Origin of the sequence: Streptomyces sp. NPDC050625 (assembly GCF_040654755.1) — a bacterium.
Classification (GTDB): Bacteria; Actinomycetota; Actinomycetes; order Streptomycetales; family Streptomycetaceae; genus Streptomyces.
This window is the reverse complement of the sequence record NZ_JBFAIQ010000016.1, coordinates 40297-61564: the sequence shown is the minus strand read 5'-3', so window position 1 is coordinate 61564 and position 21268 is coordinate 40297. Positions and strand designations below refer to the sequence as shown.

At 69.2% G+C, this 21268-nt stretch carries 16 protein-coding genes; 6 read left to right on the top strand and 10 right to left on the bottom strand.

Annotated elements, in window-relative coordinates:
* Window positions 1-39: 39 nt before the first annotated feature.
* Window positions 40-1185 carry a DUF3103 family protein gene (locus AB0I54_RS29460; RefSeq protein WP_363299215.1) on the bottom strand — a complete coding sequence of 382 codons (1146 nt, stop codon included), beginning with the start codon at window positions 1183-1185 and terminating at the stop codon, window positions 40-42.
* A gap of 243 nt (window positions 1186-1428) precedes the next feature.
* Entirely contained in the window at window positions 1429-2052 is a 624-nt protein-coding gene (locus AB0I54_RS29455) for a hypothetical protein (protein WP_363299214.1), read from the bottom strand.
* A gap of 160 nt (window positions 2053-2212) precedes the next feature.
* On the opposite strand from AB0I54_RS29455, the gene AB0I54_RS29450 reads away from it, so the two are divergent.
* On the top strand, window positions 2213-2977 hold the full coding sequence (locus AB0I54_RS29450; RefSeq protein ID WP_363299212.1) for a GAF domain-containing protein: 765 nt from the start codon (window positions 2213-2215) through the stop codon (window positions 2975-2977).
* A gap of 91 nt (window positions 2978-3068) precedes the next feature.
* The gene (locus AB0I54_RS29445) at window positions 3069-3395 is read left to right on the top strand and encodes a hypothetical protein (protein ID WP_363299211.1); all 327 of its coding nucleotides are present in this window, start codon (window positions 3069-3071) and stop codon (window positions 3393-3395) included.
* Window positions 3396-3715: 320 nt separating this feature from the next.
* On the opposite strand, the gene AB0I54_RS29440 is transcribed toward AB0I54_RS29445, so the two are convergent.
* Together AB0I54_RS29440 and AB0I54_RS29435 are read right to left on the bottom strand one after the other, a co-directional pair.
* Entirely contained in the window at window positions 3716-4111 is a 396-nt protein-coding gene (locus AB0I54_RS29440; protein ID WP_363299335.1) for a DUF1801 domain-containing protein, read from the bottom strand.
* Window positions 4112-4287: 176 nt separating this feature from the next.
* The gene (locus tag AB0I54_RS29435) at window positions 4288-4743 is read right to left on the bottom strand and encodes a carboxymuconolactone decarboxylase family protein (RefSeq protein ID WP_363299210.1); all 456 of its coding nucleotides are present in this window, start codon (window positions 4741-4743) and stop codon (window positions 4288-4290) included.
* 183 nt (window positions 4744-4926) lie between these two features.
* Here AB0I54_RS29435 and AB0I54_RS29430 point away from each other — a divergent pair, with 183 nt between their 5' ends.
* A complete protein-coding gene (locus tag AB0I54_RS29430; RefSeq protein ID WP_363299209.1) occupies window positions 4927-7404 on the top strand; it encodes a helix-turn-helix domain-containing protein in 2478 nt (825 codons plus the stop codon).
* Here AB0I54_RS29430 and AB0I54_RS29425 read toward each other — a convergent pair.
* Complete coding sequence (locus AB0I54_RS29425; protein ID WP_363299208.1) at window positions 7385-7954, bottom strand: DUF1062 domain-containing protein; 570 nt, start codon at window positions 7952-7954, stop codon at window positions 7385-7387. The genes AB0I54_RS29430 and AB0I54_RS29425 overlap by 20 nt on opposite strands.
* A 528-nt stretch (window positions 7955-8482) precedes the next feature.
* On the opposite strand from AB0I54_RS29425, the gene AB0I54_RS29420 reads away from it, so the two are divergent.
* The 3 genes from AB0I54_RS29420 (at window position 8483) to AB0I54_RS29410 (ending at window position 12244) form a co-directional block, all read left to right on the top strand.
* Window positions 8483-10519, top strand: a complete 2037-nt coding sequence (locus AB0I54_RS29420) for a nitrate- and nitrite sensing domain-containing protein (RefSeq protein ID WP_363299207.1) — start codon at window positions 8483-8485, stop codon at window positions 10517-10519.
* Entirely contained in the window at window positions 10516-10959 is a 444-nt protein-coding gene (locus AB0I54_RS29415; RefSeq protein WP_363299206.1) for a roadblock/LC7 domain-containing protein, read from the top strand. Before AB0I54_RS29420 ends, AB0I54_RS29415 begins: the two co-directional genes overlap by 4 nt.
* 151 nt (window positions 10960-11110) lie before the next feature.
* On the top strand, window positions 11111-12244 hold the full coding sequence (locus AB0I54_RS29410; RefSeq protein ID WP_363299205.1) for a substrate-binding domain-containing protein: 1134 nt from the start codon (window positions 11111-11113) through the stop codon (window positions 12242-12244).
* 14 nt (window positions 12245-12258) lie between these two features.
* Here the strand turns inward: AB0I54_RS29410 and AB0I54_RS29405 are convergent, their stop codons facing one another.
* The 5 genes from AB0I54_RS29405 to fdh all read right to left on the bottom strand — a co-directional run bounded on the left by AB0I54_RS29405 (window position 12259) and on the right by fdh (window position 21157).
* Window positions 12259-12837, bottom strand: coding sequence for a hypothetical protein (locus tag AB0I54_RS29405; RefSeq protein WP_363299204.1), 579 nt, complete (start codon window positions 12835-12837; stop codon window positions 12259-12261).
* Window positions 12838-12855: 18 nt separating this feature from the next.
* Window positions 12856-15687: a lectin gene (locus AB0I54_RS29400; RefSeq protein ID WP_363299203.1), complete on the bottom strand. Its 2832-nt coding sequence runs from the start codon at window positions 15685-15687 to the stop codon at window positions 12856-12858.
* 312 nt (window positions 15688-15999) lie between these two features.
* The gene (gene nrfD / locus AB0I54_RS29395) at window positions 16000-16926 is read right to left on the bottom strand and encodes an NrfD/PsrC family molybdoenzyme membrane anchor subunit (protein ID WP_363299201.1); all 927 of its coding nucleotides are present in this window, start codon (window positions 16924-16926) and stop codon (window positions 16000-16002) included.
* Window positions 16923-17852, bottom strand: a complete 930-nt coding sequence (locus AB0I54_RS29390; RefSeq protein ID WP_363299200.1) for a 4Fe-4S dicluster domain-containing protein — start codon at window positions 17850-17852, stop codon at window positions 16923-16925. The genes nrfD and AB0I54_RS29390 overlap by 4 nt, the downstream gene beginning before the upstream one ends.
* Entirely contained in the window at window positions 17849-21157 is a 3309-nt protein-coding gene (fdh, locus tag AB0I54_RS29385; protein WP_363299199.1) for a formate dehydrogenase, read from the bottom strand. Before fdh ends, AB0I54_RS29390 begins: the two co-directional genes overlap by 4 nt.
* Between the last annotated feature and the right edge of the window lie 111 nt (window positions 21158-21268).

Here is a 21268-nt window from a genome sequence, read left to right as displayed (position 1 = left end):
GCGGCCCTGGCAGTGTCGTGGGCGGCGACCGGCGGCGGCTCAGAACTGTTCGACGAAGTAGGGCTCGACGGTCATCCAGCCGTTGCCGGCAGCCCCGTATAGACGACCGGAGGAGTTCCTGGACAGGGTGTACCACGACTCCACATAGTCGGGGTCGTCGGTGAACCAGGAGTCGGGCATCGCCGCCAGTACCGCGTTCACCAGCGGGATGTAGGTGCCCTGGTCGGTGATGGTGAGCAGGGCCGTGGTGAGGGCCTGGGCGAGTGACTTGTAGTTGGTGCCGTCGTCGTCCTCCATCATGACGACGTCCGCCAGGTTGTACTTGTAGTTCGACCAGTTGACCAGGATCTGGTTCGGGTAATACACCTTGCCGTCGTAGTCCAGGTACGGCATGTCGACCGAGTCGACGCGCGCCTTGCCGTCCTGGCCGAAGCCGGTCACGAGCGAGAACATCTCAGCTGCACCCTTGAACCAGGGCTCCTGATCGTCGTTCACCTCGACCGCGGTGACCTTGGTGGCCCACCAGCCCGCCGCTGCGGCCGCGTTCGCGCGCCCGGCCTGCGGCGCGCTGAGGCCGTTGGCGGCGAGGGCCTTCGAGAGCACCCGCAGCCCGGCCCGGTGGGCCTTGGCGGCGTCGATGTCCACCACGTACAGGGGGAATTCGGGTACGTGTGTCGCGTCCACGGAATGACGACGGCCCAGGCTGTCGTAGGCCGTGATCACTCTGTCGTGGTCGTCGGAGTCGGCGACGGCGACCCAGGGGGTAACGTCGGCGCTCAGACGTGCGCGCATGGAGGGCGCACCCAGGCGTATGCGAAGCAGCGAACCGATCGACGATGGAAGCCCCTTGAGGCCGGCGACCTGCCGGTTCGCGCCGGACGCCGACGATCGCAGCCGCGCTCCAGCGGGGTTGGCGGCGTGGTCGGTCAGCGCCTGGAGGTCCACCTCGTCCGTGCGCAGGGCGGCCGAACGCACCTGTGCGCGCCATGCGGAGTGCGACAGCGAGGACGCGAGCGAACGTGCGATCGCCTCCTCGACGCCATGGACCGAGGACTGCGGGGCGGCTGCGGGTCGGGGCCCGCGCTCTGCCGCTGCGGAGGCGACGGTGGGTTGGGCGGTTCCGATGACGACGGCGGACAGCATCACGCCGATCAGTGCGTTGCGTCTCCTGCGTGCTCTACGCATCGTGATTCCCTTCACTGGGGATGCAGTGTCTTGCACGTGACAACTCAGATCAGCGGCGGATCAGTGGGTGAGTGGCTCAGCCACAGCGGCATCAGTGAAGCAGTCGCGCGAACGGCTCGTCAATCCTCCATCAGCAGGCTGCAGTTGGGCGTCCAGCGGGTGCGGAGACGCGGCTTCGGACCGGCTCCACGACAAAGATCATTGGTGCGATCGGCGTGTAGACGAATGAGAGGCCCTGTGGGGTCAGTCGAACGCCACGACCAGGCGCACGCCGTCATCACCGAAGCGGCCTGCCAGCGCGTTCATCACGGCGAAGACATGCGGCCAGTGCGTTTCAGGTCCCAGGACAGCGCCGACGGTCAGCGGTTCGTACGTGCACATCACTTCGCCGGTGGTCCACTCCACGCGTTCCGTCGCGCCGTGCAAGTCCGCGGGCGGCACGCCCACCGCGGACAGAGTCTCCGACGGCCAGGAATCGGACACGAGCTGTTGATGCGGTGTCGATGGCAGCGATGTCGTGCGCCAGGTCAGCCGGCCGATGAACCGATCGGGCACGGTCGCGGGATCCATCGAAGCGAGCTCCGCCCAGCTGACCCAACTCGCGCCGTACAGGCTGCCCGCCGCGACCCAGGACCCCAAATTCGCACGCATGCCGCTCGACAGATCGACGGGAAGGCCACGGTCCGGTGCCAGCGGTTGGCATCCCGCGTAGTTGCGCACTCCGAAGAGACAGCCGAAGGCCGCGTAGTCGGTCTCGTCATACAGCGGCCAGAGGTCCATGGCGGCCACCCACGGCTCGCCCTCGTAGTAGTCGGTGCCGACGCCGGGGTGACGAAACTCGATGCCGCCATGGATGTCCGTACTCACGATGCGGCACCGTAACGCATCGGCTCCCTTCCAGGGCGCGGGGTCCGCGCCGTTTCACGTACCGTCACCGTTGGGTAACAACAGGACGCAACGAATCACGGCGTGTCTGAGGTTGGGCCAGTCTGGGTCGACGGGCTGCACGATCAATATCGGGGGGCGTATGAACAACGGTTGGTGGGGCAAGGCGCTTCGTGGACTGTTATCTCTCTTCACCGTAGCCTTCGCCACGGGCGCCTATTACTACGGCACGTTGGCCGGAAACTCCAAATCCAATTCCGATCAATCGTTCTACATCGGCGTCGGTGTCACCTTTACCGCAGGTGCCGCTATTCTGCAGCTCATTTCCGAGCGATCCAGGAGGATTGCCGTCCGGGTGGCCGAAGATGCCACCGCTCAGCTCACCCGAGCACTTCAAACCGGCCTGAATCCCGTATCCAGGCACATGGGTGAATTGATCGACGCAGGCGTACGGGCGCACGATGCCGACAAGAACCGTGCGAAGGGTCAGATACTCACCTCCACGCTGGAGGCCGCGGTCATGGGCATCGGTGCCGACTCGCGATGCGTCTACTACGAACTGGATGCCGCATCAAATAAGCTCAAGAGAGTGGACTACCGGGGTCGCCCCAATCCGCCGCGGGACGAATTTGATTACGACCCGAGCAAGCCGGGGAATGTAGCCCTGATCGACCTCGTAAAGGTCGGCGGTGAGTATCCACCCACGAACCTCAAGGACGACCCCGATATCAAGCCCACGCCTGGAAGTGGGTACCAAACGCTCGCTGCGGTTTCGGTCAAGGTGGCCGGCACACCCAAAGGGGTGCTCATCGTCGATGCTCCGAAAGCCGGCAGTCTGGATGCCTCCCACCAGAACCTCCTGCGGGTCCTGGCGAACCTATTGGGGGCCTCGATTGAGCATCCTTAGCACTCGCCCATTCAATAGCTGGAGGGGTTAGATGGTAGGCAGGGTGAGGCGTGGACAACCGCGTCCAGACGACGAACGGGAACTGCTTGAGGTGCTGCTTTCCAATCCGGAGTACGCCGATGAGATCTTGTCGCGCTACAGCGGTGAGGCGCGCCGTGATCTTTGGGAGCGCTCGGCCGCGTTGCAGGCGCGTCGCGTCGTGGCGCAGCGAATGACCGTGGCCTCGCAAGGCGGTCCGGGAGACAAGACGGCTCTTCTCGCCGCATCGATCACCGCAGCTGTGGTGGCTGCATTCGTCGGGGCACGGCAGGGAGTGTGGGCTCTGGTACCCGGAGCGATCGTTCTGATTGCCGTGGGGGCACTTATCGAGACGTTTCGGCGTGAGGCCCGGGAGCGCCTCCGCAGTTCGGGACGGTAGCCTCCGGCTGGAGGTGCGCAAAGGTTCAGCCGGGCTCGGTCGCTCTCAGTCGTCAGGTCGAGGGCTGCCATCAGGTGGTCGGCTCGGCCGGGTAGAGCACCAAGTAGGCATCTCCGCCTCCGGTTCAGGCAGAAGCAGCCGGCGCATCGGGCGTACATACTCGCTGACGGCCACCCGGGCCACAGCCCGGGCGAGCCGCGCTTTCCATGCGAACGCCACCAGACCAACCGTTCCCGGCCACCGGTCACGGATGCGGGCCCCTCGAAATAGCCCACCCGTTGCCGATCAGACAGGCGAGTGCGCGGAACGGTTGTACCGCCTCAGTTCACCGCCTTCTTCACGAGCTCGCCGATCCTCGCCTCGTCCGCGGCGGTCAGGTCCTTCAGGGCGTAGGAGGCCGGCCACATGGCGCCTTCGTCGAGGTTCGCCTTGTCGCTGAAGCCGAACGTCGCGTACCTCGCGTTGAACTTCTCAGCGCTCTGGAAGAAGCAGACGACCTTGCCGTCCTTGGCGTACGCGGGCATCCCGTACCAGAGCTTCGGCGCGAGTTCCGGCGCGCTCGCCTTGACGACGGCGTGGATCCGTTCGGCCATGGCCCGGTCCGAGTCCTGCATCTCGGCGATCTTCGCGAGCACCGCGGCCTCCTCCTCGGCCGCCTTGTCCGCACGCGATCCGCGGCGCGCGGATGCCTTCAGCTCCTTGGCCCGCTCCTTCATCGCGGCCCGCTCCTCGTCCGTGAACCGCTCGGACGGCCTGTCGGCAGCGACGGCGGTGCTCTTCGTGGCCGTGTTCCTGGTGGTCTTCTGTACGTCCTTCACAGCGGTTTCCTCACGTCGAGCGGATTGAACGGGTACATCTCGATGCCGGAGAGGTGCCGCGACCGCGGCCCGGGTCAGCCCCACGCGCCGGCGATCTGACGGGTCGTGGCGTTGAGCCGGTTGAACAGGTTGGTGACGCCGATCATCAGGACGATCGCGGCCAGCTGCTTCTCGTCGAAGTAGGTGGCGGCCGTGTCCCAGACCTCGTCGCTCACCGGGTCGGGACGGTCGGCCAGCCGGGTCGCGGCCTCGGCCAGCGCGAGGGCCGCCCGCTCCTCCTCGGTGAAGTACGGGGCCTCCCGCCATGCGGCGACCGTGGCCAGCCGCTCGTCGCTCACTCCGGCCTTGCGGGCCGTCCTGGCGCCGCCGTCGACGCAGGCGCTGCAGCCGTTGATCTGGCTGACACGCAGATGGACCAGCTCCAGCGTCTGCCCGTCCACTCCACCGGAGTGCGCGGCCTTGAGGATCTCCTGGATGGGCTGCATCGCACCGGACAGTACGACGGCGGGGTTCTGCATACGGGACCGCATCTCGGTCTGCTCCTCTTCAGGGTCGGTGCCCCGTTCCCCCGGGGCGTGACTCCATGACAGCCGAGCCCGTCTGCGGCGACCACGGCGGTGGGACACCGTGGGACAGCTGAAACGGCCTTGACCAGCGGCGAGTTGGCTGGCAAAACTTCTGCCGCGACGGGACGGAAAGGCGGGGGGACAGCGGTGGACGCGCAGGAAGGAACGGCGAAGGCCGATCCGCAGGACGAGTTGGCGGCCCGGCTGCGCCTGCTCCAGGAACTGTCCGGGCTCGGCGTGCGGGCTCTGGCGCGGGACGCCGGTCTCAGCTCCTCGTCCCTGTCCCGCTACCTCAACGGGCAGACCGTGCCGCCCTGGCCCGCGGTCGTCGCCCTCTGCCGCCTCGTCAAGCGCGACCCCCGCCCGCTGCGTCCGCTGTGGGAGCGGACCTCGAACCCCTTGCCGGCGCCCCCGAAAAGCAGCCGCCAGGTCCGGACAGTGCCCCGCAACGATCTGCCGCGCGACGTACCGGACTTCACCGGACGCGAGGAGCGGCTCGCCGCCGTGTTCGCCGCGATCGAGAGCCATCGGGCGGTCTCCGTCGACGGCATGGCGGGCGTCGGCAAGACCTGTCTGGCGGTGCACGCCGCACACCGGCTCACCGCCGACTTCCCGGACGCCCAGCTCTATGTGGATCTGCACGGGTTCACCGAGGGCCGGCCCCCGCTCGACCCCGACGCCGCGCTGCGGATGCTGCTCGGCGCACTCGACGTCCCGTCAGAAAGAGTCCCGCAGGAGGGCATCGAGCAACTGGCCGCCTGCTGGCGGTCGGAACTGGCCCGTCGGCGGGTCGTCGTGGTCCTCGACAACGCCGCGGACGCCGATCAGGTCCGCCCGCTGCTGCCCGGCGCCGGCGACTCCGTCGCCGTCATCACCAGCCGAAACCGGCTCCTCGGCCTGGACGAGGTGCCCCCGGTCTCGCTCGACGTGCTGACCCCGCAGGAAAGCGCGCAGCTGCTGGTTCGCGCCAGCGGCGATCCGGGCGGCCCCGAGGGCAGGCTGGCCCGCGATCCGGAGTCCGCCGCCGAGGTCCTGCGGCTGTGCGGGCATCTGCCGCTGGCCCTACGGCTGGCCGCGGCACGGCTGCGGCACCGGCCGGGCTGGACCGTGGGCATCCTCGTCGAGCGGATGGCCGAGGGCGCGAGCGAGTTCGACACCGCGCTCGCCATGTCGGTACGGCAGCTCAACCGGTCCCAGGCTCGTCTCTTCCGGATGCTGGGCCTGATCCCCGGCGAGTCCTTCGACGAGTACGTGGCGGCGGCGCTGGCGGGCGTGCCGCTGCGCAGCGCCCGGGCCATGCTGGAGGACCTGCTGGACGCACACCTCGTCCAGCAGCCGACGGCGGGCCGCTACCGGCTGCACGACCTGGTGCACCAGCACGCGCGCCGGGCCTCGGCCGAACAGGACTCGGCGGCCGAGCGGGAACGGGCGTTGGGCCGGGTGCTCGACTACTACGTGCACGCGGCGGCCGCCGCCGATGCCGCGATGCCGTTCCTGTCGCCCGGCCGCACGGTCTCCGCGGGCCGGCCCCCGGCCGAGTTGCCGCGCTTCACGGACAAGAACGCGGCCTTCGCCTGGCTCGTGACGGAGTACGGCAACCTGATGGCCGCGTTCGAGACGGCAGCCGCCGTCGGGGCCGACGTGCACGTGTGCGAGCTGCCGCGCTTCTTGCGGACGTACTTCGCGCGACGCTGCGGCACGACCCATCTCAACGTCCTCTTCGAGCGGTCGCTCGCCGCCGCCGAGCGCCTGGGCGATCCACTGCAACTGGCCGAGGCGCACAGCGATCTGGGCTTCGCTCGGTACAACGCGGGCCGGATGGCGGAGGCCGCGTCGGCGTACGAGGCGGCCGGACTCCGGGTGGCCCAGACGGGGAACGAGCGGGCGGAGGCCGAACTGGCCGTACGACGCGGCTATCTGAGCTGGGACGCGGGGCACGTCGAGGAGCCGCTCGAACTCTTCCGGCTGGCAGCCAAGCTGTACGAGAAGGCCGGTTGCCCGACGGAGGCCGCCCACGCGGCCGCCTCGGAGGCCTGGGCGATGCTACAGCTGGGACACCGTGAGGAGGCGGCTCGGCGGGCCGGCGAGGTGCTGGGCATCCCGCACACCGACCCCGCGTGGCCGCCCGCTCTGACGGCCCGGATCACGCTCGGCGTTGCCATCGCCCACGAGAATCCCGACGAGGCGGCGGAACACCTGCACCGGGCGCTGACGCTGTCCCGCGACGACGGGCATCTGCACAACCAGGCGTGGTGCCTCAACTGCCTGGGTGTCGCGCTGCGGCAGATGGGCCGGTACGAGGAAGCACTCGCCAGCCACCGCGAGGCGTTCGCGCTGCTGGACGAGTTGTTCGAGGAACACTGGAAGATCCATTTTCTCAACGCCTACGCCGAGACCTGCCGACTGGCGGGCCTGCCCGAAGAGGCACTACGGCTGCACCGACAGGCACTGGAGCTGGCCCCCGAGCTGGGCAACCGGTACGCGGAAGCGCTGGCCCACGAAGGCATCGCGATCGTGCTCGACGAGACGGATCCGGCTGGGGCCGCCGAGCACCGTGCCGCGGGGCAGGCCGTCGTGGAACAGCTCAACACCGAAACTGTGGGCCTCAGGGGCGGTCAATGGTGAGCTCGAAGTCCTGATGAGTCTTGGCGCCTGGAGCCAGTGGCAGGTGGACTCTCCCGTCCGCGACCATGCGCCGTACCTGAGTACGACTGAGACCGAGCCCGAGCATCAGCAGTCGTTCGACGCGGACCGGCGCAGGCAGCTCGAAGCTGATCACCACCTTGAGCGGGGTCGGGTCGTGGAGTGCGGAGAAGGGCGTGTCGGTCTCCAGTTCCCACGTACCGGTCCAGTCGAGGCGGTATCCGTTTCTCGCGGCGAGCGACGCGTTCATCGCGAGCTCCCGTACCGCGGCCGGGTCGTTGGTCTCGTACGCCACCCGGCGGGCGGGTTCCAGCGACGACACGTGGACGCGTTCGTGGACGGGCACTTTCGAGGTTCGGGCGCACACCGCGCAGTGCAGGAGCAACCAGACGTCGAGGAGCTTGCCGTTCGCGTTGACGCGGATCTTGCCCGACGGATGGTGACGCGTCCCCGAGCAGTTCAGGCAGGGTCGCACGACCATGGGCAGGGCGGACTGACGCACGGCCCACAGGGCCTTGCGGTCGATATTCATGGATGTGGTTGATTTCTGGCTCAGCGGGAGCTCTCGCGGGCCGAGCCGCGGCTCCCGGGCGGGATCCGGTGATGCACACGAGGGCGCGGCCGCCGCCCCGGGGGCCGAGTCGTCAGGCTCCTAGGTCGATCGCGCGACAGGTTGACTGTGGGTACGTGGCAGTCATTACAGATCCATGCGGGGGATCATGGGCGAGGATGCCGCCCCCGGGCAACTCCTTTTCCGCCGGCCCGCCGATGCGCCCTGGCAGCGCCTCACCATCCATCACGGTCACAGTCCCGTTGCCCAGAGTGTGAGGGCGGCGCAATTCAATCTCCCACGCGGCCTTACAGGTCGGAAACCGGCTGCTACGGCGGTCGGACTAGCTTCGTGAACATGAAGGTGTGCACGCCGTTACGGTCGGCGCTCGGCAGGCTCGGCGCCGTCGGCAAGGGCGCTTTGGGCAAGGGCAGTTCAGGGCGCCGCCGCACTGCCGGAACGTCCCGGGGCCGGCGGCCGATGCCTGGCTGGCGAAGTATCCGGGGCCGTGTGGCGGTGGTCGTCACGGTCCCGATCTGTCTGCTGCTGGCGGTGGCCGGGCTCGCCGTGCAGGGTCGCGCCGAGGCCCTCGGCAATGCCCGGGCGACCCGTTCCGAGGTCGGCCTCAGCCTGCGCATCCAGGCCCTTGTGCATCAGCTGCAGCGCGAACGCGGCCTCAGCAACGGTCTGCTGGGAGGGGAGCGGGAGTTTCGCCCCGCGCTCGCCGCCACCCGCAGGCGCGTTGACACAGCGCTTCGTGGAATGCACAGCGAAGGCGCCGTCGAGGCAGTTCTCCAGCGGCACTTGCAGCGCCTCGACGGTATCCGGGCGGCCGTCGACAAGGGCAGCGCGGGGACGAACACCAAGAAGACGGGCACGGCGAAGACGGACACTGCCCAGACCGACACCGCGGACCGGTCCGCGACCCTGGCCTTCTACACCAACGCCGTCGACGCCCTCAACTCCGTCGATCCGGTCGCAGAGACCGCGACCGGTGCCGATCGTCAACTGCGCGACGCACTGGCGGCGATGCGGGAACTCGCCGCCGCCAAGGAGTCGGTCGCTCTCGAACGCGGCTTCCTCAACGGCGTGTTCGCCGCCCACGGCTTTCACGGCCGTGAGTACCTGACCTTCACCGAGATACGGGCCACGCGCGTCGCCGCCCTCGCCCGCTTCCGGCAGTACGCCACCGCACCGCAGCGCACGGCTCTGAACAGGGCCTTCGGCACCGCGGAGGCCCAACGCGCCACCGCCTACGAGAGCCGGGCGGAAGGCGCCGCCGACGGCTCGACACTGCGCGCGGACGCCGGCGCCTGGTGGGATGCGATGACCGTACTCGTCGACGATCTGTACACCGTCCAGCAGTCGATCGGGGACGACGCAAGTCACCGGGCCGAACGGCTCAGTCACGACGCCGAGATCGGTCTCACCGTCTGTCTCCTCGCGGGCGCGTTCATCGCCGCCCTCCTCGCGGGCCTCGCCGCATTCGCCTCTCGTTCCCTCACCCGCCCGCTCGGTGCCCTCGCCAAGGCCGCCCACGACGTGGCGCGGCACCGGCTGCCCGCGACCGTCGCCCGAATCCAGCAAGCCCCGCAGGACCAGGGTGAGTTGCTTACGGCAGCCGACGCGCCGGACGAGACCGACGCACGGTTGCTGGGCGGGGCGGCGGAGATCGCCGAGGTCGCAACGTCCCTGCACCAGGTGGAACACACCGCCCTCCAACTGGCCGCCCAGCAGGCCGGCCTGCGCCGCAACACCACCGAATCACTCGCCAATCTCGGCCGCCGCAACCAGAACCTCGTACGTCGTCAGCTCAGCCTCATCACCCGGCTGGAGCGGCAGGAACTGGACCCGGACGCGCTCGCCGAACTCTTCGAGCTCGATCACCTCGCCACCCGAATGCGACGCAACGCCGAAAGCCTGCTGGTCCTGGCCGGGCAGAATCCACCGCGACCCACGGCCGCGCCCGCCGACGGCCTGGAAGTCGTCCAGTCCGCCGTCGCCGAGGTGGAACACTACCGGCGGGTCCTGATCGCCCCCGTGGAGCCGGTGCGGGTACGCGGGCACGCCGTCGCCGATGTCGCCCACCTCCTCGCCGAACTCATCGAGAACGGGCTGACCTTCTCACCGCCCAACGAACCGGTCGAGGTGCACGGCTGGTACGACACCGAGGATGACACCTACTGCTTCGCCGTCGTCGACCACGGCATCGGGATGTCCGAAGCCGACAAGGAACGTGCCAACGCCCGCCTCCGCGACGCCGGCGAGGAAGCCTTCCTCACCGCGCCCACCCGGTTCCTCGGCCACCTCGTCGTCGGCCGACTCGCCCACCGCCTCGGTGAAGGCGTCCAAGTCCACCTCTTCGACACCACCGGTGGCGGCCTGTCCGCCCTCCTTGCCCTTCCCCGACGCCTGCTCGCCCCCGCGGAGGGCTCCTCCACCACCACACCACCACCCGCCAGGCCCGCTGTCTCCTCCCTGCTCAACGGCTTTCGAGCAGGTGTCGCCCGTGCCGAGGCCCGAAGTACACAAGGAGCGTCATCGTGACCACCGCCGTCCAGAATTTCGGGTGGCTCATCTCGGAATTCGCACGCACCGCCGACGGCGTCACGGCAGCCGTCGCCGTCTCCTCCGACGGGCTGCTCATGGCCGCATCGGAGACCCTTGACCGAGACAGCGCCGATCACCTGGCCGCCGTTGTCTCCGGCATCACCAGCCTCGCCCAGAACGCGGCGACGGCACACGGCTTCCACGGCATGAAACTCGTCATGATCGAAATGTTCGGAGGCTTCCTCATGGTCGGTCGTATCCGCGACGGCAGCTGCCTCGGTGTCCTCGCCGCGGAGGGGTGTGACGTCGGCCTGGTCGGCTATGAGATGGCCGTGCTCGCCGACCGCGTCGGCGAACTGCTCACCCCGCAGTTGGTACGCGAACTCAACGCCGCTCCCCTGTCCCCGGGACACCTCCAGCACGCACCGCACGTGTGACCGGACACGGTCGGACGGGTGACTGACTGGTAACCGCATGCGACGGTGAATTTGTTACGACAACATCTTGACGTGTCACATCAATCACCGCTTGGCTAACGGCCACTCGGGGCGCGACGTTGCACCCTGGTCCGGAAGGCACCCCCCTGACGTGAATACTCGTACCATCCGCGGGACCGCCGTGCGCCGTACCGCCACAGCCCTGACCGCTTTCTCTTCCGCACTTTCACTTTCCGCGTGCGGAGCCATCGGTGGGAGCGGCGGGGGCGGCGGCTCCGCAGCCCCGGCGCGCGACGACATCACCGTGGGGCTGCTCCTGCCCGACCGGGACACGGCGCGCTTCGAGAAGTTCGACTACCCCATCATCAAGAAGGAAGTCGCCTCGCTCACGCACGACAAGGGGAAGGTCCTCTACGCCAACGCCGGGGCGAGCGTGGCCAAGCAGAGTCAGCAGTTCCAGCACATGGTGGACGAGAAGGTCGACGTCATCCTGGTGGACGCCGTGGACGCCGAGCGCATCGCACCGGACGTGCAGAAGTCGAAGAACGCAGGCATACCCGTCATTGCGTACGACCGTCTGGCACAGGGTCCGATCGACGCGTACGTCTCCCATGACAACGAACTCGTCGGCCAGGTACAGGGCCGCGCGATCACCGAGGCGCTCGCCTCGAAGGGGGCGAACAGCAAGGTCGTCATGATGAACGGCGATCCCGCCGACCCGAACACCGCGCAGTTCGAGAAGGGCGCGCTCGGCGAGCTCCAGGGCAAGGTCGACATCGTCGAGCGGTACGACACCGACAAGTGGTCGCCCGCGGTCGCCAAGGCGCACATGAAGCAGGCGATCAAGGCGGTGGGCCTGGACCACATCGCCGCCGTCTACTCGGCGAACGACGGCATGGCCGCCGCCGTCATCGACGCGTTGAAGGAATCGGGCGCGACCAAGATCCCGCCGGTGACCGGGCAGGACGCGAACCTGGACGCGGTGCAGCGGATCGTCGCGGGTGAGCAGTACATGACCGTGTACAAGCCGTTCCTGGACGAGGCCGACTATGCCGCGGAGATGGCGGTGAACAAGGTCCAGGGCCGTGACATCGCCTTCGACGCGCTGACGCGCGACACGGTCGACAGCCCGACGAAGAAGCACATCCCCGCGATGCTCGTACCGGTGGTCTCCCTCACGAAGGACAAGATCAAGGAGACGGTGATCGCGGACAACGTCTACACCGTCCGGCAGATCTGCACGGCGGCCTACGCGGCGGACTGCGCGGCCATCGGGCTGAAGTAGCTGCCAGGCGTGACTCACTGACGCCCTGTCAGCTCCTCGTCGTTCCCGATTCGGTCGGCCAGCGCCAACACGGCCGTGAGGAGGGCTTCCGGGGGCTGCGCGGCGTCGACGACGGAGACGGTGCGGCCCGCCCGGTACAGCACCAGATCGGGGCGGATTTGGACGTGACCGGCCAGGTCCAGGCGGTGGTGCTGCTCCTGTGCGGCGCACCGCACCCCGTGGCGGGCGAGGGCGCCGCCCAGCGCCGAGGTGACGAACCGCTCGAAGACGGTCGGCGCAGCGCGTGCACGCCGTGGAGGTGGTCGGCCAGGTGGCGCAGCGCGACACCCCCCGTGCCCCTCCGCATCCTGCACGGCGAAGCACTCCGCGCGGAACCGCCACGGGTCGTCGAGCACGCTCTCGCGCTCCTGGCTCGGCATCTCGGCGAGCCGTTCCACGAGGAGGACCAGGATCTGGAACTGGGCCCACCACGACGTCGGCGCCGGCGGACCCTTCTGCCACCACTTCCACCCCCAGTGCTCGACGTGCTCACACTGGACGCTCGCGGTCCCGCCGGAGACGGGACCGCGAGGCGACAGGTGGTGTGCGGACACCCGGGTGTCGGGGGGATGTCAGGCCGGTGGGAGCGTCCACTTCTGCGCGGCGGTCCCGTTGCAGGTGTAGATCTGCAGCCGTGTGCCTTCCGTGGTCGAGGAGTTGGGATCGTCCAGGCAGAGGCCGGAATTGGGGTTGGTCAGGGAGCCGTCGGTGCCGATCGTCCACTTCTGGGCGCCGGTGCCGTTGCAGGTGTACAACTGGACGAGCGTGCCGTTGGTCGTCCCGCTGTTGGACACGTCGAGGCACTTGCCGAGGGTGCGCAGGGTGCCGTCGGCCGCGATCGTCCAGTCCTGGGCGTAGGTGCCGTTGCAGGTCCACAGACGGATCGCGGTGTGGTCGCCGGTGCCGGAGTTGGCGTCGTCGATGCACTGTGCGGAGTTCACGCCGGACTTGACGGGACCGACCCGTGGTTTCAATGGGGCGGCCGTGTCACCGGGGTAGGAGGGCGGGGCGGCCGACGGGGCCGAGGCCCAGGCGGTGTTCGGGCTGGTGCCGAGCGTGTAGTTGAGCGTTCCGCCGGAGGTGATCGCGCTCGGGGGTGCGTAGGCGTTGTTCCACGCGGACCCGTTGAACGTCGCGGACTGCACATACGGTGCGTTGTCCGCGGCGCCGTCGCCGTTGATCGTCAGGGTCTTGCCGGAGGGCAGGGTGATCACGGCCTGGGGGAACAGGGGCGAGCCGAGTGCGAGGTCCGACGTCCCGGGCGTCATGGGGAACATGCCCAGCGCGGACCAGACGTACCAGGCACTCATCGCGCCGAGGTCGTCGTTGCCGTCGGCGAGTCCGGCGGGGGTGTTCGACCAGATCTGGTCCTGGATCGAGCGCACCGTCGCCTGGGTCTTGTAGGGACGGCCGATGTAGTCGTACTCCCAGGGCAGTTCGATGCTCGGCTCGTTGCCGACCCAGGCGTAGCCGTTGGCGCCGGTGTAGCTGCGCAGCACGGTGTCGAGGTAGTCACCCATCGCCTTGTTGCCGCCCTTGGCGGTGGCGAGCCCGCCGACGTTGAAGGGCACCATGCCCGAGTAGATCCAGGAGTCGGCCTCGACCATGTCCGTGCCGCTGGTGGGGTCGAAGCCGCCCGTCCAGGAGCCGTTGGCGTTGCGGGGCTGGACGAAGCCGGACGCCGGGTTCAGCACATTGCGCCAGTCCTGCGCGCGATGGGCGTACGTCTGCTGACTCCGGGTGTCGCCGAGGGCGCCGGCGAAGGCGGAGAGGGCGAAGTCCGCGGTGTTGTACTCCAGGGTGGTGGCCACCGGACCGTAGAAGTTGCAGCAGCCGTAACTGCCGTCGTGCGGTTCGTAGCCCGGGTTGTCCAGGTAGTTGAGACCCGGTCGGTCGTTGTTCGTGGTGCTCGCCTGCTTCAGCAGGCCGGCCAGTGCCTTCGCGGTGTCGAAGTCCCGCGCGCCGAAGGCGTGGTAGTCGGCGATGATCGCCGCCGCCGGGTCGCCGACCATGACGTAGGACTCCCCGTTGTTCTCCGACCACTTGGGGAAGATCCCGGTCTGGGCGTAGTCGTCGGTCATCGACTGGGCGGTGTCGGAGGCGACCTGAGGACTCACCAGTGCTTCGAGCTGGGCCTGGGAGCGGTAGATGTCCCAGCCGGAGTAGTTGGCGTACGCGGCGTCGTGTCCGGCGTCGACCTGGTGGGTTCCGCCGTCGAAGCCGTAGTACTGGCCGTTGGTGTCGCTGATGACGTTCGGGTGGAGCAGTGAGTGGTAGAGCGCTGTGTAGAAGATCTTCTGCTGGTCCGCGGTGCCGCCGCCGATCTGCACCTTGCCCAGTGCCGCGTCCCAGGCACTGTGGGCCGCGGAGCGGACACCGTCGAAGTTCCAGCCGGTGTTCTCGGCGCTTCGGTTGGCGGCCGCGTTCGCCACCGAGACATAGGAGACGCCGACCTTGGCCTGGACGACCTGGTTCGCGCTCGTGTTGAACGTGACGTGCGCGTTCGAGGCGGCGGCGCCCGGGGTCGCGTCGTGGGGCACCGCGTCGTGGGCGCGGGCCTTCGGCATGGAGCCGTGCAGGCGCGGCTTGTTCGGCTGCTCCGGGGCGTTCTTGTCGGCCCGTTCGGCGGAGGGCTCGGACGGTTTCGTCCGGGGGGCGAGCGTGCTGCCGCTGGAGGTGAACGGCTGGTCGAAGAGCATGTCGAAGTAGACGGTGTAGGTGTTTCCCGCGCCGCAGAATCCCCCGCTGGTGACCTGGCCGCTGACCTCGGTGTCGGAGACGACGTTGAACTGTGCCGAGGTGCCGCTGTTCTGACTGCCGGTCAGCTTAAAGATCAGGTTGGCCTGGGAGGTCGCGGGGAAGGTGAAGCGCGCCATGCCGCTGCGTGTGGTGGAGGTGAGTTCGGTGGTCACCTTGTTGTCGAGGGCCACCTTGTAGAAGCCGGGTGCGGCGGACTCGTTGGCGTGCGAGAAGGAGTCCGTGGCCGCGTTGTTGACGGCGCCCACCGTGGGCAGCACCGGTATGTCACCCGCGGCACCGCAGCCCGGTCCCGCGATGTGGGTGAGGCTGAATCCGGTGATCGAGGAGTCCTTGTACTCGTACCCGCCGCCCGGTGGCCGTGACGGTGTGTCAGGACTCCACTGGACCATGCCGAAGGGCATGTCCGCGCCCGGGAAGTCGTTGGCGTCGTTCGACGTTCCGATGAAGGGATTGACCAGGTCCGCGGGGGACGACACGAGCTTCGGCGAGTTCGCCGGCGCCGCCCAGGCGACGGGGGCGGGCAGTGCGTACGCGCCGAGGAGTGCCGCGCCGGCGGCGGCGCCCAGGACCGTGCGGATCGGGCGGCCGCGGGACGGCCGTCTGCGCACACCAGGCCGGCGGCCACCGGCCGGAGTCGATAACATCGCGATCTGCCTCCTGAGGGGATGCGTTCGGGAGCACACCGAGCCGTACGGACGACGAAGAACCCAGCGGGGGCGACCAGTTGGGGTAGTGGCCAGGGAAGCGGCGGAGTCCGGGAGGTGACAACGTTGTCTCCTGACAACGTTGTCTCACTCCCGGCCGGCCGACTCGGAGCACTGTCGCAACGTAGCCACTAGACGTGCACACGTCAAGACTGTCGGCGCATCGGATCCTCGGCACACAGGCCATCAGGGCTGCGTTAAGCCACGTTGCGACTTGCCGTCAACATGCCCTATATGAAAGGGAGTTGCACTCTACGACTCGCGGTCCCGCCCAAGCCGCCGCCGCTGCGTGGTCACCACGTAGGCCGGGTCCTCGGCGGACGCGATGCCTGCCGCGAAGATGCCGAACCGGGTGCACAGTCCCGCTGCCAGGTACGACCCTCCGGCCAGGAGCCGGGCGGTTCGGCGACCGGAGAGAAGCGACAACCCGGCTCCGGCCGCGGTCAGCGCCTTGCTCAGGGTCAGCAGCCGACCCGGCCGGTCCATCAGGTAGGGCTCACCGGCCGGTCCGAGCCGTCGCTCGATGCGGCGCATCGCGGCGAGTTCCATGCCCACGCCGAAGAGGCTCATCCGGATCGGAGGCCTGTGGTCCGCACCGGGGGCGCAGAGCAGTGCGGTACCCGCGGCGCTGGTCAGCGCGCTGCCCGCGAACACATACGGCAGCTCCGGATACGCCTCGTGCCACGCCGGCACCGCGGTGTCGGAGAGCAGCACCGCAGTGTACGTGCACATCGCGGGCCCCAGCACCCCGGCGCCGAGTGCGGCGAGCCGGCCGAGCCCCGGCAGCCGTCCGGTGGCCAGCGAGGCGGCCGAGGCGGTGGCGAGCGTGGAGAACGGCGCGAGGATCCAGGAGCCCACCGACAGGGGCGAGGTGGGCTTGAGGACGCGCAGCATATATGTGAACCGTTCGGGCCGGCCGAGGTCATGGACCAGTGCGGTGACACTGGCCGCCGACGCGGCGGCGGCGACCCACCGGCCCGTTGCGGCCAGTTCCCGGCGGCCGGTCAGTTCTGCCACCGCGGCCATGGTCGCCGAGGCACCGGCCGTTCCTCCGAGGAACAGATAGGCCGGCACGTCCGGCACCTTCCACGTGGGGCGCTTGAGGATCGGCCGGCCGTAGTACGACCGGAACTCCGCGCGCGGAACCATGGGGCGCTCCCGCTCACCGCTCCCCGTCACGGCTTTCTCCTCTCCACGGTCCCCCGCCCGAGGAAGGACAGCGCCACGCTCACGGCCACGCCGACGGCGGCCGTGGCCGCGTGCCGCCACATCGACGGCAGATCGCGGGTGGTGACCACCGGGTCCGGCGGGAGCCCGTACACCTCGGGCTCGTCCAGCAGCAGGAAGAACGCGCCGTCACCGCCGACGCCATCGTTCGGATCCCGGCCGTACAACTGTGCCTGGTCCACTCCGCGCTCGTGCAGCTCGGCCACGCGCCGGTCGGCCCGCTCGCGCAGTTCCTCCAGCGGGCCGAACTGGATGGAGTCGGTCGGGCACGCCTGGGCGCAGGCCGGTTCCCGGCCCGCTCCCAACCGGTCGTAGCACAGCGTGCACTTGAAGGCCCGGCCGTCGCCGGGACGGATGTCGATCACGCCGTACGGGCAGGCCGGCACGCAGTAGCCGCAGCCGTTGCAGATGTCCGCCTGCACCACCACGGTCCCGAACTCGGTGCGGAACAACGACCCGGTCGGGCAGACGTCCAGGCAGGCGGCGTGGGTGCAGTGCTTGCACACGTCGCTGGACATCAGCCAGCGCACCTGGCCGTCGCCGGTTTCCGTCTCGGGAACGGGCGGGCCGACGGTCGGCATGCCCAGATCGACCGGGGGCCGCTCCGGCGTCACCTTCTGCTCGATGAACGCCACGTGCCGCCAGTTGTTGGCGTCCAGCGCGCCCGTGTTGTCGAACGACTGCCCAAGCAGGTCGAGTTCCTCGGTCTCCGCCGGGACCAGGTTCCACTCCTTGCACGCCACCTGGCAGGCCTTGCAGCCGATGCAGACGGAGGTGTCCGTGAAGAATCCCATCCGGGGCGGGTGGGCGTCCGGGTAACCGGCGTCCGCGGCGGGGTCGGCGAGCGGTCCGGACAGCCTGTTGCGGTCCGCGGTCATGGCTGCCCCTCTCCTGAGCCCGGCGGCATGTCGTCGCCCGGCGGGGTGTCGTCGCGGAGGCCGGCGCGCAGCCGGTAGGCCGCCACGTGGGCGACCAGCGCCGGGCCCCGTGGACGCCTGCCCGGCCGGATGTCGCAGGTCGCCGCCTTGGACTCCTGGATGCGTACGTTCGGGTCGAGCACCACGGACAGCAGGTCGTTGGCCGAGTCACCCGTGGAGAGCCCGTCAGGGCCCCAGTGGTAGGGGATCCCCACCTGGTGGATGGTGCGGCCGCGGATCCGCAGGGGTTTGATCCGGTCGGTCACCAGCACTCTCGCCTCGACCGCCGTGCGGGCCGTGGTGATGGTGGCCCAGCCCAGGTGCTTCAGGCCTTGCTCCGCGGCGAGTTCCGGGGAGACCTCGCAGAAGAACTCCGGCTGCAGCTCGGACAGATAGGGCAGGGTACGGCTCATGCCGCCGGCCGTGTGGTGCTCGGTGAGCCGGTAGGTGGTGAACACGTACGGATACACCTCGCTGCCCGCCGGGTGGTACCGGTTGGCCGGGTGGTCGTAGGCCTGGAGCGTGGGGTTCGTCTGCCGGCCGTACAGCGAGTTGTCCACCGGCGACTCGTACGGCTCGTAGTGTGCGGGCAGCGGGCCGTCGGCCAGTCCGGCCGGCGCGAACAGCCAGGCGCGGCCGTCGCTCTGCATGATGAACGGGTCGGTGCCGGCCAGGGCGTCCTGGGCCCTCGCGTCCGGCGGCGGCCGGTAGTCGGGCGGCTTGTCCGCCTCGAAGTCTGGGACGTCGTCCCCGGTCCACCGGCCTTGTCCGGCGTCCCACCACACGTACCGCTTGCGCTCGCTCCACGGTCGTCCCTCGGGGTCGGCCGACGCCCGGTTGTAGAGGATGCGGCGGTTGGCCGGCCAGGCCCAGCCCCAGTCGGGGGCGACCCGGCTCTGTTCGTCGCGCGGTCGGCGGTTCGCCGCGTGGTTGTGCCCGTCGGCGTGGACCCCGCAGTAGATCCAGACTCCGCAGGAGGTCGAGCCGTCGTCGCGCAGCTGCGTGAACCTCGACAGCGGCTGCCCGTCCGGCCCGTACCCGTTGATCTCGGCCAGCACGGCGTCGGCGCTCGGTTCGGCCGACGCGCCCGACGTCGGGTAGTCCCAGGTGAGGTCGAGCAGGGGGCGGTCGCGTGGGTCGGTGGATCCGGCGAGCTTCTCCCTGATGATCCGTCCGAGGTGGTGGTAGAACCACAGGTCGCTGCGGGCGTCGCCGGGCGGCTCTACTGCCGCGTGGTGCCACTGCAGCAGCCGCTGGGTGTTGGTGAAGCTGCCGTCCTTCTCCGTGTGCGCCGCGGCGGGCAGGAAGAACACCTCCGTCGGGATCTCCTCGGTGCGCAGCTCACCGGTCTCGATCTCCGGGCCGTCCTTCCAGAAGGTCGCGCTCTCGATCAGCCGCAGGTCACGCACCACCAGCCAGTCCAGGTTCGCCAGGCCGAGGCGCTGGAGCCTGCTGTTGGCCGAGCCGACCGCCGGGTTCTCGCCGACGAGGAAGTACCCCTTGCACTCCCCCGAGAGCTGGTTGAGCACGGTCTGGTAGGTGCCGTGGTCGCCGGTCAGGCGGGGCAGCCAGTCGAAGCGGTAGTCGTTCTCCTCGGTGGCCGCCTCTCCCCACCACGCCTTGAGCAGACTCACCGTGTACGCGCGCATGTTGCCCCAGAAGCCGGTGGTGCCGGAGTCCGCGGCCACGAACGCGTCCAGGTCCTGGTGCTGGTGGGCGTGCGGCATGGGGATGTAGCCGGGCAGCAGGTCGAACAGCGTCGGTACGTCCGTGGAGCCCTGGATGCTGGCGTGTCCGCGCAGTGCCAGGATGCCGCCGCCCGGCCGCCCGATGTTGCCCAGCAGCGTCTGCAGGATGGACGCGGTCCGGATGTACTGCACCCCGACGGTGTGCTGGGTCCAGCCGACGGAGTAGCACAGTGCCGTGGTGCGCTCGCGTCCCGAGTTGGCGGTGATGGCGTCGGCCACGCGCGCGAACAGCTCGCGGGGAACGCCGCAGACGTCCTCGACCAACTCCGGCGTGTAGCGGGCGAAATGGCGCTTGAGCACCTGGTACACACAGCGCGGGTGGCGCAGCGTCGGGTCCATGGCCGGCTTCCCGCGCAGGGTGGGGCCGCCGGAGCCGTACGACTGCCCGCGGGAGCTCTCGTGCGTCTCCCTGCCTCCGTGCTGCTGTCCGGCAGCCGTGCCCCGCTCGCCCTCGTCCCCCGGTGCCCGCCACTGGTCCCGTTCGCCGGCCGCGGCCGCGACCCGCGCGCCCTCGTACATCCAGCTGGTGGTCTCGTAGTGGTGGCTGTCCGGGTCGTAGCCGGAGAACAGCCCGTCCAGGTCCTCGGTGTCGGCGAAGTCCTCGCGCAGGATCGCCGGGGCGTTGGTGTAGGCGACCACGTACTCGCGGAAGTCCTTGTCGTTGCTCAGCACATGGTTGACCAGGGCGCCGAGGAAGGCGATGTCGGTTCCGGCCCGGAGCGGTACGTGGACGTCCGCGAGCGCGCTGGTGCGGGTGAAGCGGGGGTCGACGTGGATGATCGTGGCACCCCGTTCCTTGGCCTCCATCACCCACTGGAAGCCGACCGGATGGCACTCGGCCATGTTCGAGCCCTGGATGACGATGCAGTCGGCCTCGGCCAGGTCCTGCTGGAACGTCGTGGCTCCGCCACGGCCGAACGAGGTCCCCAGACCGGGGACGGTGGCGGAGTGTCAAATCCGCGCCTGGTTCTCGATCTGGATCGCGCCCAGTGCCGTGTAGAGCTTCTTCATCAGGTAGTTCTCTTCGTTGTCCAGCGTCGCTCCGCCGAGGGAGGCGATACCGAGCGTGCGCCGGACCGGAACACCGTGGTGCGTGTCCTGCCAGGTCCGCCGACGGGTCTCCAGGACCCGGTCGGCGATCATGTCCATCGCCTGGTCGAGCGGGATCCGCTCCCATCCCGCGCCGTGCGGGGGCCGGTGCAGGACGGTGCTGATCCGGCCTGGGCCGGTCACCAGCTGTTTGCTGGCCGAGCCCTTGGGGCACAGCCGGCCGCGTGAGATCGGGGAGTCCGGGTCGCCCTCGATCTGGGTGACCTTCCCGTCCTTGACGTAGACCTTCTGGCCGCAGCCCACGGCGCAGTACGGGCACACGGACCGTACGACCCTGTCTGCCTGCTCGGTACGCGCCGACAGTTGCTCGGTACCGCGCGAGCGGGCCGCGCTTCCCCTGCCCAGCGCGTCGTCACCGGTGATCTGCCGGTACACCGGCCAGCCGTCGATCCACTGCCGCAGGCCCATGGCGAGCTCCCGCCTCGTGCCTTCCGCTGTCGCAGCCAACTTAACGCCGCGACTTGCGGGAGTCACATCGAGCGCGCCTACCCTTGATGCATGACCATCGGCCGACCTCGG